Below are 15312 nucleotides of genomic sequence, written 5' to 3' on the forward strand. Positions count from 1 at the left end.
TCGTGGTATATCAAGATATCTTCTTCCCTTTCGGGCGGGAGATCTCTAGCGTGGGCCGCCGTGACGATGCACACGGGCTCGCTCCGCTCGCGCGGCGGGGAGCAGCGGGTCACGTTCACCGAGCTGTTCTTCGACCTCGTGTACGTCTTCGCGGTCACCCAGCTCTCCCACCTGCTGCTCGGCCACCTGTCGTGGCGCGGCGCGGCGCAGACTCTGTTGCTGCTGCTCGCCGTCTGGTGGGCCTGGATCTACACCGCCTGGCACACGAACTGGTTCGACCCCGACCGTCCCTCGGTGCGGATCGTGCTGGTCGCCGTCATGCTGGCGAGCCTGGTCATGTCGGCTGCCCTCCCCCGGGCCTTCGTCGAGCACGGCCTGATGTTCGCCGCAGCGTACGTGGCCGTCCAGGTCGTCCGTACGGCGTCCTCGGTGGCAGCCGCGCCGCGGGGGCCGCTGCGGCGCAACCTGGCGCGTGTGCTCGCCTGGGCCGTGCTGTCGGGGGTGTTCTGGATCGCGGGCGGCCTCGCGCACGGCCTGCCTAGGGAACTGCTGTGGGCGGCCGCGGTGGGGGCCGACCTGCTGGCGCCCTGGGTCGGGTTCGTCACCCCGGGCCTCGGCAGGTCGGCGACCACGGACTGGTCGATCGACGGCGCCCACCTGGCCGAGCGCTGCCAGCTCTTCCTGATCATCGCGTTCGGCGAGTCGATCCTGGTCACCGGGGGGACCTTCGCCGCGCACCCGTCGCCGGTCGCCGCCGCGGCCCTCGTCACCGCGTTCGGTGCGAGCGTCGGCCTGTGGTGGACCTACTTCGGCAGCAGCGCCGAGGCGGGCAGCCGGGTGATCGCCGCGGCGGACGACCCGGGGCGGCTCGCCCGCTCGGCCTACACCTTCCTCCACCTGCCGATGGTCGCGGGCGTCGTCGTGTCGGCCGTGGCCGACGAGCTCGTGATCCACCACCCGGGCGGGCACACCGCGCCGGGGACGGCGATGGCCGTGCTGGGCGGTCCCGCGCTCTTCCTCACCGGGCACGCGCTGTTCAAGCGGGCCGTCTGGGGGCGCGTCCCGAGGTCGCATCTGGCGGGGGTGGTCATCCTCGCCGCCCTCGGGGCCCTCACGCCGCTGGTGCCGCCCCTGGCACTCGCGGCCTGCGCCACCGCGACCGTGGCGGGCGTCGCCGTCCGTACGGCCCTCGCCCGCCGAGGGGAGCCGCGGGAGGGCTAGATGTGCTCCATGACGATGACCGCGGTGGTGTCGGGCTCGAGTGCCTCGAAGACGTGGGGGGCGTCGCCGGGGTAGGCGATGTAGTCGCCCGGCCCGAGCTCGACCGGTTCCTCCGCGGGCCCGGCCAAGGCCCGTCCGGTGCCGATCAGGAGGTGCTCGACGGTGCCGGCCATGTGCGGGTCGGAGGTGCGCGGCCTGCCCGGCTGGGCCGAGATGCGGTACAGGTCGCGCCGCGCGTGCGGCGGGCACGAGGCCAGCAGGGTGGCCGAGTAGCTGGCCTGCTCGGAGTAGGTCGCGGGCCCCTCCCCCGCCCGGATCACCCGTACGGCCGGCCGGGGCGGGTCGACCAGGCGGCTGAACGGCACGCCGAGCGCGACCCCGAGCGCCCACAGCGTCTCCACGCTGGGATTGCCGACGCCCGACTCCAACTGGGAGAGCGTGGACTTGGCGATGCCCGCGCGCTTGGCCAGCTCGGTCAGCGACAGGCCGGCACGCTCGCGCTCCCTGCGGATGGACGCCGCGATGAGCGTGATCAGGTCGAAGGACGGCCTCTCAGCCACGTGTTCGCTCCACACTTCCGTTTGTTCGACTTGACGAACACCGCCGTCCTTGTTCACTCTACTGGACATGCATTCGCTCTGGCGAACACTCGATCGCGGCACGCTCCGCGACATCGCCCTGGTGTGCCTCGCCGACGCGATGGTGGGCGCCGCGTTCGGCGCGATCGCCGTGTCCGGCGGCCTGCCTCCGTGGGTGCCGGTCGTCATGTCCCTGCTGGTGTTCGCCGGAGGGGCACAGTTCGCCGCGGTCGGCGTGGTGCTGTCCGGCGGCGCCCCGATCGCCGCCGTCGCGGCCGGCCTGGTGCTGAACGCGCGCCTGCTGCCGTTCGGCTTCGCGATCGGCGACGTCCTCGGCGGCCGGTGGTGGACACGCCTCACCGGCGCGCACCTCATGACGGACGAGGCGGTGGCGTTCGTGCTGCGCGACGGCGATCCCCGCCGGCGTCACGCCGCGTTCTGGGCCTGCGGGCTCGGACTGTTCGTGAGCTGGAACGCGGCCGTCGTGCTCGGCGCGCTGGCCGGGCGCGGCATCGGCGACACCGACGCCCTGGGGCTGGACGCGGCCTTCCCCGCGGTGCTGCTCGCCCTCGTGCTGCCCTCGCTCGCCGAACGGAACGTCCGGAACGCCGCCCTGCGCCGGGCTTGCGTCCTGGGTGCGTTGGTCGCGGTGGCGGCCACGCCGTTCCTGCCCGCGGGGCTGCCGGTGCTGCTCGCCCTGATCGGCCTGGTGCTCGCCACGCGCGCACCGGCGCCGCTGCCCGACCGGGAGGTCCGCTGATGCCCCTGCTCGCCGTCGTCGCGCTGGCCGCGGGAACCTACGCGTTCCGCCTGGCCGGGCCGGTGCTGCGCCACCGGCTCCGGCTGCCCGGCCGCCTTCGCCACCTGCTGTCCGTCGCCGCGACCGTGCTGCTCATCGCCCTGGTGGCCACCTCGGCCCTCACCGAGGGGCACGGCTTCGCCGGATGGGCCAGGCCCGCCGGGGTGCTCGTCGCCGGGATCCTCACGCTGCGGAAGGCGCCGTTCCCCCTGATCGTCGTCCTCGCCGCCGCCACCACGGCGGTCCTCCGCCTCCTCGGCGTGCCCTGAGACGAGAAAGGGCGGTCGATCGACCGCCCTTGAGGTGTGGTGGAGCTATGGGGACTCGAACCCCAGACCCCTTCCATGCCATGGAAGTGCGCTACCAGCTGCGCTATAGCCCCTTGCGACGCAGTCAGTGTATAGGAGTCCGCGCGGGGACGGTAACCGGACGAGCCGATGTCACACAACGGCGGGCATGATACGTCTGGCGTGACATGACCATCGAAGTCTTCACCGCGCACCGGAGCCTGCTCGCCGGTGTGGCCTACCGCATCCTCGGCAGCGCCGCGGACGCGGAGGACGTGGTCCAGGAGGCGTGGCTGCGCTGGGCGGAGGTGGACGCCGCGTCGGTGGCCGACCCGAAGGCCTACCTGGTGCGCGTCACCACCAACCTCGCCATCGACCGGCTGCGCCGGGTGCGGGCCAGGCGCGAGGCGTACGTCGGGCCCTGGCTGCCCGAGCCGGTCGTCACCGCGCCGGACTCCGGGGAGTCCGCGGAACGCGCCGACAGCGTCGAGCTGGCCCTCCTCGTCGTGCTGGAGACGCTGTCCCCGCTGGAACGGGCCGTGTTCGTCCTGCGGGAGGCGTTCGGCTTCTCCCATGCCGAGATCGCCGAAATCCTCGGCCGGGGCGAGCCCGCCGTTCGGCAACTCGCCAGACGCGCCCGCGACCACGTGCGCGAGCGCAGGCCGCGCTTCGACGTGGACCGGCGCGAGCGGCGCAGGATCACCGAGCGCTTCGTCGCGGCCTGCGCGGAAGGGGACATCGAGGGCCTGACGGCGCTGCTCGCCGCGGACGTCCGCATGGTCGGCGACGGCGGCGGCAAGGCGCGGGCGCCGCTGCGGGAGCTGGCCGGCGCCGTGCCGGTCGCCCGTTTCCTCATCGCGATCGCGAGCGTGGAGGGCCGCCGGCGCTTCCTGGCCTCCATCGGCGCTCCCCCGGGCAAGGAGATGGACCTGGAGATCGCCGAGGTCAACGGCGGGCCCGCGATCGTCGCCCGCCTGGACGGCCGTCCCGTCACGGTCGTCTCGCTGGTCATCACCGATGGTCTGGTGGACACGGTCTATCTCATCGCCAACCCGGAGAAGATGTCACGGATCGAGGCCCGGGACGCGTCCGGGAGTGCATGAGAGAAAACATCACGATCGTGGGCGGCGGGCTCGCCGGGCTGACCGCCGCCATCGCCTGCGCCGAGGGCGGCGCGGCCGTCGTCCTGCACGAGGCGCACCACACCCTCGGCGGGCGCGCCCGCTCCACCGCCACGCCGTACGTCGCCAACGACGGCACCCACGTCTTCTACTCCGACGGCCTGCCCTGGCGGTGGCTGGACGAGCGGGGACTGGTCCGGCCGTACGCTCCGCTGCGGCCGGGGCATCTGGCCCGGGCGCGGTTCCGCCGGGGCGGGAGGCTGACCGGCCGGCCCCCGGCCGGGCTGCTGCGGATGATCCTCCGGCGTGGTCTCAAGGCGCCGGTGGACGAGGACTTCGGCTCCTGGGCCACCCGCCGCTTCGGCGCCGAGGCCGCACGGGCCGCCGCCGGGCTGCTGGGAGTCGTCACCTACGACGCCGACCCCGGCCGGCTGTCGGCGGCCTTCGCCTGGGAGCGCATCCAGCGGGTGTTCGCCCTGCGGTACCCGTCGGTCCGCTACGTGATCGGCGGCTGGGGGCGGGTGATCGACCGGATGGCCGCGCGGGCGCGCGACCTCGGCGTACGCGTCGAGACCGGGTCGAGGGTGGACCGGCTGCCGGAGGGACGGGTGATCGTCGCCACCTCCCTCGACGCCGCCCGCGGCCTGCTGGGCGACGACTCGCTGCGCTGGGAGAGCGGCCGGGCGGTCCTGCTCGACCTCGCGGTACGCGCCGACCCGCGGGACCTGTTCCTCGTCAGCGACCTGGACGAGGGCGGCTTCCTGGAGCGTTACTCACTGCCCGACCCGTCCCTTGCCCCTGCCGGGGAAAGCCTCGTCCAGATGGAGATGCCGATGCGTCCCGGTGAGCCGAAGGCCGTTGCGCTCGGGCGGCTTGAGCGGATCGCCGACCTCGCCCTCCCGGGCTGGCGCGGGCGGGTCACCTGGCGCCGCGACGCCGTGGCCGCCGGGCGCAGCGGCGCGCTCGACCTGCCCGGCACGTCGTGGCGCGACCGGCCGGCGGTCGAGCGCGGCGACGGCGTCTGGCTGACCGGCGACCAGGTGGCGGCGCCCGGCCTGCTCGCCGAGGTGTCGATCAACAGCGCACTCGCGGCGGCCCGGGCCGCCCTCGCCTCCCGGTCGCTGTCGCGGCGGGCGGCCTGACGCACGGCGTCTGCGTCTGACACGAACGGGCCCTTCCCCGTGGAGGGGAAGGGCCCGCAGGATCAGCCGAGAGCCCGGATCAGCCGAGGGCGCTGAGCAGCCGGTCGTACTCGGCCTGCGTGACGCCCAGCACCGTGCCGTGACGCGGGCGGCTCGGAAGCTGGTAGTCGGCCGGGACGGTCCAGTCGCCCTTCTCCAGGTCGGTCGACTCGAACGGCACGTAGCCGCGGCCGCCGTACTCGTCGATGAACAGGTACCACTTGTCCTCGGTGTTGGACTTGAAGATCGTCGGCCCCTCACCGCGCGACAGCGCGCCGGAGCCGATGCACTCCTTCAGGAAGTCCCAGTTCGTGCTGGTCAGCGAGGTGGACTTCTCCTCGATGATGTACTTGCTGCACGGGCTGGAGGAGGAGTTGTTCCTCTCGTCCTTCGTGAAGCGGTAGTAGGTCCCGTTGTGCTCGATCACGGTCGAGTCGATGACCGAGTAGCCCGGGTCCTTCCAGATCTTCGGCTCAGAGAAGGTGTAGAAGTCGCGGGTCGTCGCGTACACCATCTTGTTGTACGTGTCCCCCGTGTGCTGCGGGTTGCCGTACAGCTTGGACGCCCAGAACACCACGTACGCGCCGAGGGTCTTGTCGTAGTACGCCTCCGGGGCCCACGTGTTGCCGGCCTCGGGCGGGGAGACCTGGACGAGCCGCTGGTTCGTCCAGTGCACCAGGTCGGTCGACTCGGCCACCATGATCGAGCGGCTGCCGCTGCGCTGCGCGCGGTCCCAGTCGCCGTTGCCGTAGATCTTGAGGTCCGTGGCGATCAGGTAGAAACGGTCGCCTTCGGGCGAGCGGATGACGAACGGGTCGCGCAGGCCCTTCTCGCCGACGTCCGAGGTGACGACCGGCCGGCCGCCGTTGAGCTCCTGCCAGTGCAGCGGGTCGTTGCCCTTGCTCAGCGCGTTGTAGATCTGCTCGCCGTTCGAGTAGCCCTCACCGGTGAAGTAGGCGAACAGATAGCCCTTGTACGGCTCCTTGGCGGGCAGCGCCGGCACCTCGGGCTTGAAGATCCGCACGGCCTGGTGGCCGCCGCGCGAGATCGTCGCCTTGAGGTTCACCTTGACGGCGCTGGCGCCCGGCTGCGGCCGGTTGACCTCACCGGTCTCGCTGAGCGTGTCCGGCTTGCTCGACCGCCAGGTGATGGTGGTGCCGTTCTCGCCCTTCGTCGGCAGCGTCAGGTTGCCGCGGACGTCGTCGATGTTGTGGACGACGAGCTTGCCGGCGTCGGTCTCCACGGCCCGCTTGTCGGTGTAGATCGCCTCGACGGTGACGTCGAACGTCTTCGTCTCCGTCGCCGTGCCCTTGGTGAGCGTGGCGGTGAGGGTGACGTGCGCGTCCGCCGCGCCCGCCGGCGGGCGGGTGACCGCGCCGGTCGTGCTGACGACGGACGGGTCGCTGGAGGCCCAGGTGATCGTGGACCCGGACGCGCCCTTGGCCGGCAGCGTCAGGTCGGACCGGACCGCACCGGTGTCGCCGAGGTCGAGCGCCGCCGCGTCCTGCTTGACGATCTCGGTGTTGACCGGTCCGGCGAGCTGGGCGATCTCGGCCGCGCCGAGGGCCCGGCTGTAGACGCGGAAGTCCTTGACCCTGCCCTTGAGGTACTTGTCGCCCGAGTAGAGCGAGCGGCCGATGTAGTTGGCCGTGGTCGTGCCGCCGCCGATCGAGCCCGGGGTGAGCGTGACGGCGGTGTTGCGGGCCACCTCGTCGCCGTTCTGGTACAGCACCCCGACGCCGCCGCCCAGCGTGTACGCGATGTGCTGCCAGCCGCCGCGCGGGAGGTTGACGCCGGCGTTGGCGTTCTGCTCGGTCGACCAGTTGCCCGAGGCGATCGACGTGCGGAAGGTGTTGCCGGTGGTGAACAGATAGCCGTTGCCGCTCGACCCGCTGGAGTTGCCGAAGCCGTAGACGAAGTACGGCGTGGCCTGCGTGGGGTCGATCCAGACGTCGAGCGCGACCGTGATCGAGGTCATGCCGCGCATCAGGTTGTCGGGCACCTTGACGTACCCGTTCGTGCCGCCGAGCCGGAGGCCGTCGCCCCAGCTCGCGTCACCGTTGAGCGTGCCGTTCCTGCCGTTGCCTGAGGAGTCCGAGGCCACCGTGCCGGAGGTCTCGTCGAGCTTGTACCAGAGAGCGAGGCCCTCGTCCGCCGCCGAGGCGGCGGACGGGACGAGTGCCCCGGCTCCGAGTGTGAGGGCGGCCAGGCCGCCCATCACCCACTTCTTTGACATCAAAATCCTTGCGCGAGCCGATAGTAGGCCTGGTTCCACCGCAGTTCCTTGGTGAACTGACGGGAGGTGGTCGCCTCGTCGATGACGAGCAACTCGACGCCGAGCATGTCGGCGAAGTCGGTCAGCTCCTCGGACCCGACGGCCGAGGAGAGCACCGTGTGGTGCGGGGCGCCCGCCGTGATCCACGACTCGGCGGAGGTGCGCAGGTCGGGCCGGGGCCGCCACACGGCACGGGCGACCGGCAGGGCGGGCAGCGGCTCGGGCGGGGCGACCACGTCGATCTCGTTGGCCACCAGCCGGAAGCGCTCGCCCATGTCGGACAGGCCGACCACCACGGCGGGGCCGGGGGCGGCGTCGAACACCAGCCGCACCGGGTCCTCCCGGCCGCCGATGCTCAGCGGGTGGATCTCGCACGAGGGGGTGTCCGCCGCGACCGTCGGGCAGACCTCCAGCATGTGCGCGCCGAGGATGAGCTCCTCGCCCGGGGTGAGGTGGTAGGTGTAGTCCTCCATGAACGAGGTGCCGCCGGGCAGGCCCGCCGACATGACCTTGAGCGTGCGCAGCAGCACCGAGGTCTTCCAGTCGCCCTCGCCGCCGAAGCCGTAGCCCTCGGCCATGAGCCGCTGCACGGCCAGGCCGGGAAGCTGGCGCAGCCCGCCCAGGTCCTCGAAGTTCGTGGTGAACGCCTTGAAGCCGCCGCCCTCCAGGAAGTGCCGCAGGCCCAGCTCGATGCGGGCCGCGTACCGCAGCGACTCGTGCCGCTCCCCGCCCGCGCGCAGCTCGGGGGCCATCCGGTAGAGGTCCTCGTACTCCTTGACGAGGGCGGACACGTCGGCGTCCGCGGCGGCGTCCACGGCCTCGACCAGCTCGTTGACGCCGTAGGTGTTCACCGACACCCCGAACCGCAGCTGCGCCTCGACCTTGTCGCCCTCGGTCACGGCGACGTCGCGCATGTTGTCGCCGAAGCGGGCCAGGCGCAGCGAGCCGACCTCGGCCCGGCCGGCCGCGGCGCGGGCCCAGGTGGCGATCCGCGCCGCCACCGCCGGGTCGCTCACGTGGCCCGCGACGGTCTTGCGCGGCACGCCGAGGCGCGTCTGGATGTAGCCGAACTCACGGTCGCCGTGGGCGGCCTGGTTGAGGTTCATGAAGTCCATGTCGATGGAGCTCCACGGCAACTCCACGTTGGCCTGCGTGTGCAGGTGCAGCAGCGGCTTGCGCAACGCGTCCAGGCCGGCGATCCACATCTTGGCCGGGGAGAACGTGTGCATCCACGCGATCAGGCCGATGCAGTCGTCGTCACCGTTGGCCTCAAGGCACACGCGGCGGATGGCCGCCGCGTCGGTGAGCACGGGCCGCCACTCGAGCTCGAACGGCAACGCCTCGCCCAGCTGCTCGGCGATGCGCCGGGACTGCTCGGCCACCTGCCGCAGCGTGTCCTCGCCGTACAGGCCCTGGCTACCGGTCAGGAACCATAGCTTCACAGGTGACTCCTCTGTCCATAGACGTTCTGATACCGGTCGTACAAGCGGTCGATGTCACCCTGCGCGATCGGCAGGGGCTCACCGAGCTGCCGGGAGACATGCACAGTGCGGGCGACGTCCTCGCACATCACGGCGGCCTTGACGGCCGCCTTCGGCGACTCGCCGATGGTGAACACGCCGTGGTTCTGCATCAGCACGGCGCGGGAGCGGTGCCCGGTCAGGGTCGCGACGATCCCCTTGCCGATGTCGTCGTTGCCGATGAGCGCGAACGGCCCGAGGGGGATCTCCCCGCCGAACTCGTCGGCCATCGCGGTGAGCACGCACGGGATGGCCTCACCGCGCGCCGCCCAGGCCGAGGCGTACGTGGAGTGGGTGTGCACGACCCCGTTGACCTCCGGCATGTGCCGGTAGACGTAGGCGTGCGCGGCCGTGTCACTGGACGGGGACAGGTCGCCCTCGACCAGGTTGCCGTCGAGGTCGCAGACCACGATCGACTCGGGGGTCAGGTCGTCGTATGACACCCCGCTGGGCTTGATGACGAACAGGTCCTCGCCCGGCACCCGGCCCGACACGTTGCCGGCCGTCCAGGCGACGAGGTTGTATCGCACCAGTTCGGCGTGGAGCCGGCAGACTTCCCTGCGAAGTTCATCGATCATGCGCTGGCCTCGTTCCTGATCGCGCGGAGCCGGTGGAGCATCTCGCCGTCCGCGAAGTGGTCGTGCAACCTGCGATATTCGGCGTACAGCCGGTCGTAGGCGTCGGCCCGCTCGGCGTCGGGCACGTACGCCGCCGCCTCGCGCTTGCCCATCGCCGCCGCGGCGGCCGTGATGTCGGGGTAGGCGCCCGCCGCGACGGCGGCGTGGATGGCCGAGCCGAGGGCCGGCCCCTGGTCGGAGCCGATCACCGACAGCGGGCGGCGCAGCACGTCGGCGTACGTCTGCATGAGGAAGCGGTTCTTGAGCAGGCCGCCGGCGACCACGAACTCCTCGACCGGCACCCCGGCCGCCTCGAACGTCTCCACGATCGTGCGGGCGCCGAAGGCGGTGGCCTCGATGAGCGCGCGGTAGACGTCCTCGGGGCGGGTGGCGAGCGTCTGCCCGACGATGACGCCGGACAGGGTGTGGTCGACCAGGACCGAGCGGTTGCCGCCGTGCCAGTCGAGCGCGACCAGCCCGTGCTGCCCGACCTTCTGCGCGGCCGCGAGCGAGGTCAGGTACTCGTGCAGCCCGACTCCCGCCTCCGCCGCCCGCTCGGCGTACGACGCGGGCACGCAGTTGTCCACGAACCAGCCGAAGATGTCGCCGACGGCGGACTGGCCCGCCTCGTAGCCCCACAGTCCGGGGACGATGCCGTCGCGCACCACGCCGCACATGCCGGGAACCTCGGCGAGCTGGTCGGAGCACATGACGTGGCAGGTGGAGGTGCCCATGATGGCGACCATCTGGCCCGGCCGCACGGCGTCGGCCGCGGCCGCGGTGACGTGGGCGTCGACGTTGCCGACCGCCACCGCGATCCCCTCGGGCAGCCCCGTCCACTCGGCGGCCCGCGCGGTCAGGTGACCGGCGAGGCCGCCGAGCGGAGCGAGCCGCGCCTTATTGCCGTCCGTCCCGGACGGACCCTGGCCGAGCTTCCGGGTGAACCCGGAGAAGGCGGGATTGAGCGCGGCCAGGAAGTCCTCGGACGGATAGCCTCCGTCCTGGTAAACGGCCTTGTACCCGGCGGTGCAGACGTTGCGGGTCTCCACCCCGGTGAGCTGCCAGATGATCCAGTCGGCGGCCTCGATCCAGCGGTCGGCCCGCTCATAGATCTCCGGGTCCTCCTCCAGCAGTTGCAGGCCCTTGGCGAAGGCCCACTCGGAGGAGATCTTGCCGCCGTACCGCGGCAGCCACGCCTCGCCGCGCTCGGCGGCCAGCGCGTTGATCCGGTCGGCGTGCGGCTGTGCCGCGTGGTGCTTCCAGAGCTTCGGCCAGGCGTGCGGCCGCTCGGGGAACTCCTCGCACAGCGGGTGGCCGTCGGCCGTGGCGGGCAGGATCGTGCAGGCCGTGAAGTCCGTGCCGATGCCGACCACCTGCTCCGCGGCGACCTGCGCGTCGGCCAGGGCCTTCGGCACGGCGTTGCGCAGCACGTCGATCCAGTCGGCCGGCGACTGCAGGGCCCAGTCCGGTCCGAGGCGGACGCCGGAGCCGGGCAGCGCGTCCTCGATCACGCGGTGGGCGTACTCGTGCACGGCGCTGCCCAGCTCCGCGCCGTCGCTCACGCGCACCACCACGGCGCGGCCTGACAACGTTCCGTAATCCACACCGACCACGTAACGGTCACTGTTAACGTTCACACTCAACCTCCAGAGGCTCTGGCGCCGGCCACGCCCGGAGCGGGGGCCGCCGGCCGGCGATGCGGCCGGCAGCCCGAAACCGGTTTCCATCGATATCTGCGGCCATCAGCGCGCGGTGCCGGCCCTGCGCTTGGTCCACACGTCGAACGCCACCGCGGCGAGCAGCACCGCGCCTTTGACCAGCATGACCCGCTCACTGGGCGAGCCGATCAGCGACATGCCGTTGTTGATCACCGCCATGATCAGACCACCGGTGATCGCGCCGACCACCTTGCCCACGCCGCCCTGCACGGCCGCGCCGCCGATGAAGGCCGCGGCGATCGCGTCCAGCTCGAAGCTGTTGCCCGCGGTGGGACCCGCCTGGTTGAGCCGTCCGGCGAAGATGACGCCGGCGATCGCGGACAGCACCCCCATGTTGACGAAGATCCAGAAGACCACCGACTTGACCTTGACGCCGGACATCACGGCCGCCTGCAGGTTTCCGCCGATCGCGTAGATCTGCCGCCCGAACACGGTGCGGTTGGCCATCAGCGAGTACGCCAGCACGAGCGCCGCCAGCAGCACGAGCACCCACGGCAGGTTCTTGAAGCGGGCGAGCTGCACGACGAGGAAGAGGATCAGCGCGGCTCCGGCCGCCATCTTCAGCGCGAACAGCACCAGGGGGTCGACCGCCTGGCCGTAGCCCTTGCGGGCGCTCCGCGTGCGCCACTGCGCGAGGACCATGCCGGCGATCGCGACGATGCCGACCAGCAGGCTGAACAGGTCGGCGCCCCCGAGCGGGCCGAGGCCGACGTTGCCCAGCCAGCCGTCGGTGAAGCCGTTGGCCAGCGTACGGACCTGGTCCGGGAACGGGCCGATGCCCTGGTTGCCCAGGACGGTGAGGGTCAGCGCCCGGAACAGCAACATGCCGGCCAGCGTGACGATGAACGCGGGGATGCCGAAGTACGCGATCCAGTACCCCTGCCAGGCCCCGATCAGCGCGCCTGCCACGAGCGTGATCAGCAGGGCCGCCGGCCAGGGCACGCCCATGTTCACCATGAGCACCGCGGCCAGCGCGCCGGTGACCGCGACAACCGAGCCGACCGACAGGTCGATGTGCCCCGCGATGATGATCAGGATCATCCCGATCGCGAGGATCAGGATGTAGGAGTTCTGGACGATGATGTTGGAGATGTTCTGCGGCTGCAGCAGTGCGCCGTCGGTCAGCACCGAGAACAACACGATGATCAGCGCGAAGGCGATGTAGATGCCGCTGGAGCGCAGGTTGAGCGACAGCCCGCCGAGCGACACCCGGCCCGGCCGCCCCGGCGCTCCCCCGCCGCCCTTGGCGCCGACCTCCACGTCGGCGGGCGTGATGCTGCTCATGCGAGCTACTCCTGTCCCTTGGTCATGAGATACATGAGGCGTTCCTGCGTGGCCTCCTCGCGCGGCACCTCACCGGTGACGCGCCCCTCCGAGAGCGTGTAGATGCGGTCGCAGAGACCGAGCAGCTCGGGCAGCTCGGACGAGATCACCAGCACGGCCTTGCCCTGCTCCGCGAGACGGTTGATGATCATGTATATCTCGTACTTGGCGCCGACGTCGATGCCCCGGGTCGGCTCGTCGAGGATCAGCACGTCCGGCTCGGTCAGGATCCACTTGGAGAGCACGACCTTCTGCTGGTTGCCGCCGCTCAGCTTGCCGACGACGCTGTCGACGCCGGGCGCCTTGATGTTCATGCTCGCGCGGAACTGCTGGGCGACGCGGTATTCCTCGTACTCGTTGACCCAGCCCCGCCTCGACAGGCCCTTGAGCCAGGCCGCGCTGATGTTGCGCTTGATGTCGTCGATGAGGTTGAGGCCGTACCTCTTGCGGTCCTCGGTGGCGTAGGCGACGCCGTGCCTGATCGCGTCCTGCACGGTGCGGATCTCGATCGGCTCGCCGTTCTTGAAGATCCTTCCGGAGATGTGGACCCCGTACGTCCGCCCGAACACGCTCATCGCCAGCTCGGTGCGGCCGGCGCCCATCAGCCCGGCCAGGCCCACGATCTCGCCACGGCGCAGCGTGAGCGAGGCACCGTCGACCACCTTCCGGCCGGGCTGGCTGGGGCTGTAGACCGTCCAGTCCTCGATGCGGAACGCCTCCTCGCCGATCGCCGGCGTGCGCGGCGGGAAGCGGTTGTCGAGGGCGCGGCCGACCATCCCGGAGATGATGCGGTCCTCGGTCACGGAGTCGGCGGCCATGTCCAGGGTCTCGATCGTGCGCCCGTCACGGAGGATCGTGACGGAGTCGGCGATCGCGGTCACCTCGTTGAGCTTGTGCGAGATGATCACGCACGTGATGCCCTCGTCCCTGAGCCCGCGCAGCAGGTCGAGCAGGTGGGCCGAGTCCTCGTCGTTGAGCGCCGCGGTCGGCTCGTCGAGGATGAGGAGCCTGACCTCCTTCGACAGCGCCTTGGCGATCTCCACGAGCTGCTGCTTGCCGACGCCGATGTCGGCGACCGTCGTCGTCGGGTTCTCGCGCAGGCCGACCCGCTTCAGCAGCTCACCGGCCTCGTAGTTGGTGCGGTTCCAGTCGATGACGCCGCGCGTGGCCCGCTCGTTGCCGAGGTAGATGTTCTCCGCGATCGACAGCTGCGGGCACAGTGCCAGCTCCTGGTGGATGATGACGATGCCGGCGCGCTCGCTGTCGCGGATGCCGCCGAACTCGCAGCGCCTGCCCTCGAAGGTGATCTCGCCTTCGTACTGGCCGTGGGGATAGACCCCGGACAGCACCTTCATCAACGTCGACTTGCCGGCGCCGTTCTCGCCGCAGATCGCGTGGATCTCACCGCGCCGGACCGCCAGGTTGACGTCCTGCAGGGCCTTCACCCCGGGGAATGTCTTGGTGATCCCGCTCATCCGCAAGATGTGCTCGGTCATGTGCCCCCCGCTCAGGGAGGGCCCGGGGACTCCTCCCCGGGCCCGGATCCCTACTTGAGCTGGTCCTCGGTGTAGTAGTTGCTGCCGATGAGGACTTCCTTGTAGTTGTCCTTGTCGACGATCACCGGGTCCAGCAGGTACGACGGAACGACCTTGTTGCCGTTGTTGTAGTCCGTGGTGTTGTTCACCTCGGGCTTCTGGCCCTTCAGCACCGCGTCGGCCATCTTCACGGTCTGCTCCGCGAGCTTGCGGGTGTCCTTGAAGATGGTGGAGTACTGCTCACCGGCGATGATCGACTTGACCGACGCCAGCTCGGCGTCCTGACCGGTCACGACCGGGTACGGCTGGCCGCTGGTGCCGTAGCCGGAGCTCTTGAGCGCCGACAGGATGCCGATGGACAGCCCGTCGTACGGCGAGAGCACGCCGTCGACCTTGGCGTCGCCGGTGTAGGTCTTGGTGAGGATGTCCTCCATGCGCTTCTGCGCCGTGGCGGGGTCCCACCGCAGGATGGCGGCCTGCTTGAAGTCGGTCTGGCCGCTCTTGACCTTCAGCGTGCCGTCGTCGATCTTCGGCTTGAGCACCGACATCGCGCCGTTCCAGAAGAAGGTGGCGTTGTTGTCGTCGGGCGAGCCGCCGAACAGCTCGACGTTGAACGGGCCCTTCTTGCCGCTGTCGACGCCGAGGCCCTTCAACAGCGAGGTCGCCTGCTGCACGCCGACCTTGAAGTTGTCGAAGGTGGCGTAGTAGTCGACGTTCGGGCTGTTGCGGATGAGCCGGTCGTAGGCGATGACCGGGATCTTGTTGTCCGCGGCCTCCTGCAGCTGCGAGGTGAGCGCGGTGCCGTCGATCGAGGCGATGATCAGGAGCTTGGCGCCCTTGGTGATCTGGTTCTCGATCTGGTTGACCTGGGTGGGGATATCGTTCTCGGCGTACTGGAGGTCCACCTTGTAGCCGAGGGCCTCGAGCTGCTGCTTGACGTTGTCGCCGTCGTGGATCCAGCGCTCCGACGACTTGGTCGGCATGGTGACGCCGATCAGGGCCCCGGCGTTGCCGGCCGCGGAGGACGCGGACGCCTCGACGTCCACCGTCTTCTGGCTGGAGCCGCAGGCCGTCATGGTCGCGGCGAGCGCGATGGCGGACACCACGCCCCCGATTCGTAGCAACCTCATATGCATC

General features: G+C 70.8%; 13 protein-coding genes and 1 tRNA gene. 5 read left to right on the plus strand and 9 right to left on the minus strand.

All coding sequences use genetic code 11. The features are described 5' to 3' along the window. The first annotated feature begins 66 nt into the window (after nucleotides 1–66). Nucleotides 67–1221, plus strand: a complete 1155-nt coding sequence (locus Msi02_RS14565) for a low temperature requirement protein A (RefSeq protein WP_204048898.1) — start codon at nucleotides 67–69, stop codon at nucleotides 1219–1221. Here Msi02_RS14565 and Msi02_RS14570 read toward each other — a convergent pair. After that, complete coding sequence (locus Msi02_RS14570; RefSeq protein ID WP_204048849.1) at nucleotides 1218–1781, minus strand: helix-turn-helix domain-containing protein; 564 nt, start codon at nucleotides 1779–1781, stop codon at nucleotides 1218–1220. The two genes, Msi02_RS14565 and Msi02_RS14570, sit on opposite strands and share 4 nt — an antisense overlap. Nucleotides 1782–1848: 67 nt before the next feature. On the opposite strand from Msi02_RS14570, the gene Msi02_RS14575 reads away from it, so the two are divergent. Beyond that, nucleotides 1849–2559 carry an AzlC family ABC transporter permease gene (locus Msi02_RS14575; protein WP_204048850.1) on the plus strand — a complete coding sequence of 237 codons (711 nt, stop codon included), beginning with the start codon at nucleotides 1849–1851 and terminating at the stop codon, nucleotides 2557–2559. Next, the gene (locus tag Msi02_RS14580) at nucleotides 2559–2867 is read left to right on the plus strand and encodes an AzlD domain-containing protein (RefSeq protein WP_079316094.1); all 309 of its coding nucleotides are present in this window, start codon (nucleotides 2559–2561) and stop codon (nucleotides 2865–2867) included. Before Msi02_RS14575 ends, Msi02_RS14580 begins: the two co-directional genes overlap by 1 nt. A 37-nt stretch (nucleotides 2868–2904) precedes the next feature. On the opposite strand, the gene Msi02_RS14585 is transcribed toward Msi02_RS14580, so the two are convergent. Further along, a tRNA-Ala gene (locus tag Msi02_RS14585) sits at nucleotides 2905–2980 on the minus strand. Between the two features lie 93 nt (nucleotides 2981–3073). Here Msi02_RS14585 and Msi02_RS14590 point away from each other — a divergent pair. Both Msi02_RS14590 and Msi02_RS14595 read left to right on the plus strand, forming a co-directional pair. Beyond that, entirely contained in the window at nucleotides 3074–3988 is a 915-nt protein-coding gene (locus tag Msi02_RS14590) for an RNA polymerase sigma-70 factor (RefSeq protein WP_204048851.1), read from the plus strand. Continuing rightward, the gene (locus Msi02_RS14595) at nucleotides 3985–5148 is read left to right on the plus strand and encodes an NAD(P)-binding protein (protein WP_204048852.1); all 1164 of its coding nucleotides are present in this window, start codon (nucleotides 3985–3987) and stop codon (nucleotides 5146–5148) included. The genes Msi02_RS14590 and Msi02_RS14595 overlap by 4 nt, the downstream gene beginning before the upstream one ends. A gap of 79 nt (nucleotides 5149–5227) precedes the next feature. On the opposite strand, the gene Msi02_RS14600 is transcribed toward Msi02_RS14595, so the two are convergent. The 7 genes from Msi02_RS14600 to chvE form a co-directional block, all read right to left on the minus strand. After that, nucleotides 5228–7423 (minus strand): immunoglobulin-like domain-containing protein, encoded by a 2196-nt coding sequence (locus Msi02_RS14600; protein WP_204048853.1) that lies wholly within the window; start codon nucleotides 7421–7423, stop codon nucleotides 5228–5230. Next, complete coding sequence (araA, locus tag Msi02_RS14605) at nucleotides 7423–8904, minus strand: L-arabinose isomerase (protein WP_079316090.1); 1482 nt, start codon at nucleotides 8902–8904, stop codon at nucleotides 7423–7425. Before araA ends, Msi02_RS14600 begins: the two co-directional genes overlap by 1 nt. Beyond that, entirely contained in the window at nucleotides 8901–9560 is a 660-nt protein-coding gene (locus Msi02_RS14610; protein WP_079316089.1) for an L-ribulose-5-phosphate 4-epimerase, read from the minus strand. The genes araA and Msi02_RS14610 overlap by 4 nt, the downstream gene beginning before the upstream one ends. Then, nucleotides 9557–11212 carry a ribulokinase gene (araB, locus tag Msi02_RS14615; protein ID WP_373308269.1) on the minus strand — a complete coding sequence of 552 codons (1656 nt, stop codon included), beginning with the start codon at nucleotides 11210–11212 and terminating at the stop codon, nucleotides 9557–9559. Before araB ends, Msi02_RS14610 begins: the two co-directional genes overlap by 4 nt. A gap of 129 nt (nucleotides 11213–11341) precedes the next feature. Beyond that, nucleotides 11342–12601 carry a multiple monosaccharide ABC transporter permease gene (mmsB, locus tag Msi02_RS14620; RefSeq protein ID WP_179155259.1) on the minus strand — a complete coding sequence of 420 codons (1260 nt, stop codon included), beginning with the start codon at nucleotides 12599–12601 and terminating at the stop codon, nucleotides 11342–11344. 5 nt (nucleotides 12602–12606) lie between these two features. Continuing rightward, nucleotides 12607–14136: a multiple monosaccharide ABC transporter ATP-binding protein gene (mmsA, locus tag Msi02_RS14625; RefSeq protein WP_204048855.1), complete on the minus strand. Its 1530-nt coding sequence runs from the start codon at nucleotides 14134–14136 to the stop codon at nucleotides 12607–12609. Nucleotides 14137–14186: 50 nt separating this feature from the next. Further along, nucleotides 14187–15305 (minus strand): multiple monosaccharide ABC transporter substrate-binding protein, encoded by a 1119-nt coding sequence (gene chvE, locus Msi02_RS14630; protein ID WP_239108409.1) that lies wholly within the window; start codon nucleotides 15303–15305, stop codon nucleotides 14187–14189. Nucleotides 15306–15312 lie beyond the last annotated feature (7 nt).

The organism is Microbispora siamensis (assembly GCF_016863095.1).
GTDB classification, from domain to species: domain Bacteria; phylum Actinomycetota; class Actinomycetes; order Streptosporangiales; family Streptosporangiaceae; genus Microbispora; species Microbispora siamensis.

What these genes read in the sequence shown, in the direction of transcription:
- Msi02_RS14565 (WP_204048898.1), top strand. Translation starts at nt 67, where the DNA reads ATGCACACGGGCTCGCTCCGCTCGCGCGGCGGGGAGCAGCGGGTCACG.
- Msi02_RS14575 (WP_204048850.1), top strand. Translation starts at nt 1,849, where the DNA reads ATGCATTCGCTCTGGCGAACACTCGATCGCGGCACGCTCCGCGACATC.
- Msi02_RS14580 (WP_079316094.1), top strand. Translation starts at nt 2,559, where the DNA reads ATGCCCCTGCTCGCCGTCGTCGCGCTGGCCGCGGGAACCTACGCGTTC.
- Msi02_RS14590 (WP_204048851.1), top strand. Translation starts at nt 3,074, where the DNA reads ATGACCATCGAAGTCTTCACCGCGCACCGGAGCCTGCTCGCCGGTGTG.
- Msi02_RS14595 (WP_204048852.1), top strand. Translation starts at nt 3,985, where the DNA reads ATGAGAGAAAACATCACGATCGTGGGCGGCGGGCTCGCCGGGCTGACC.
- Msi02_RS14600 (WP_204048853.1), bottom strand. Translation starts at nt 7,423, where the DNA reads ATGTCAAAGAAGTGGGTGATGGGCGGCCTGGCCGCCCTCACACTCGGA.
- Msi02_RS14610 (WP_079316089.1), bottom strand. Translation starts at nt 9,560, where the DNA reads ATGATCGATGAACTTCGCAGGGAAGTCTGCCGGCTCCACGCCGAACTG.
- mmsB (WP_179155259.1), bottom strand. Translation starts at nt 12,601, where the DNA reads ATGAGCAGCATCACGCCCGCCGACGTGGAGGTCGGCGCCAAGGGCGGC.
- mmsA (WP_204048855.1), bottom strand. Translation starts at nt 14,136, where the DNA reads ATGACCGAGCACATCTTGCGGATGAGCGGGATCACCAAGACATTCCCC.
- chvE (WP_239108409.1), bottom strand. Translation starts at nt 15,305, where the DNA reads ATGAGGTTGCTACGAATCGGGGGCGTGGTGTCCGCCATCGCGCTCGCC.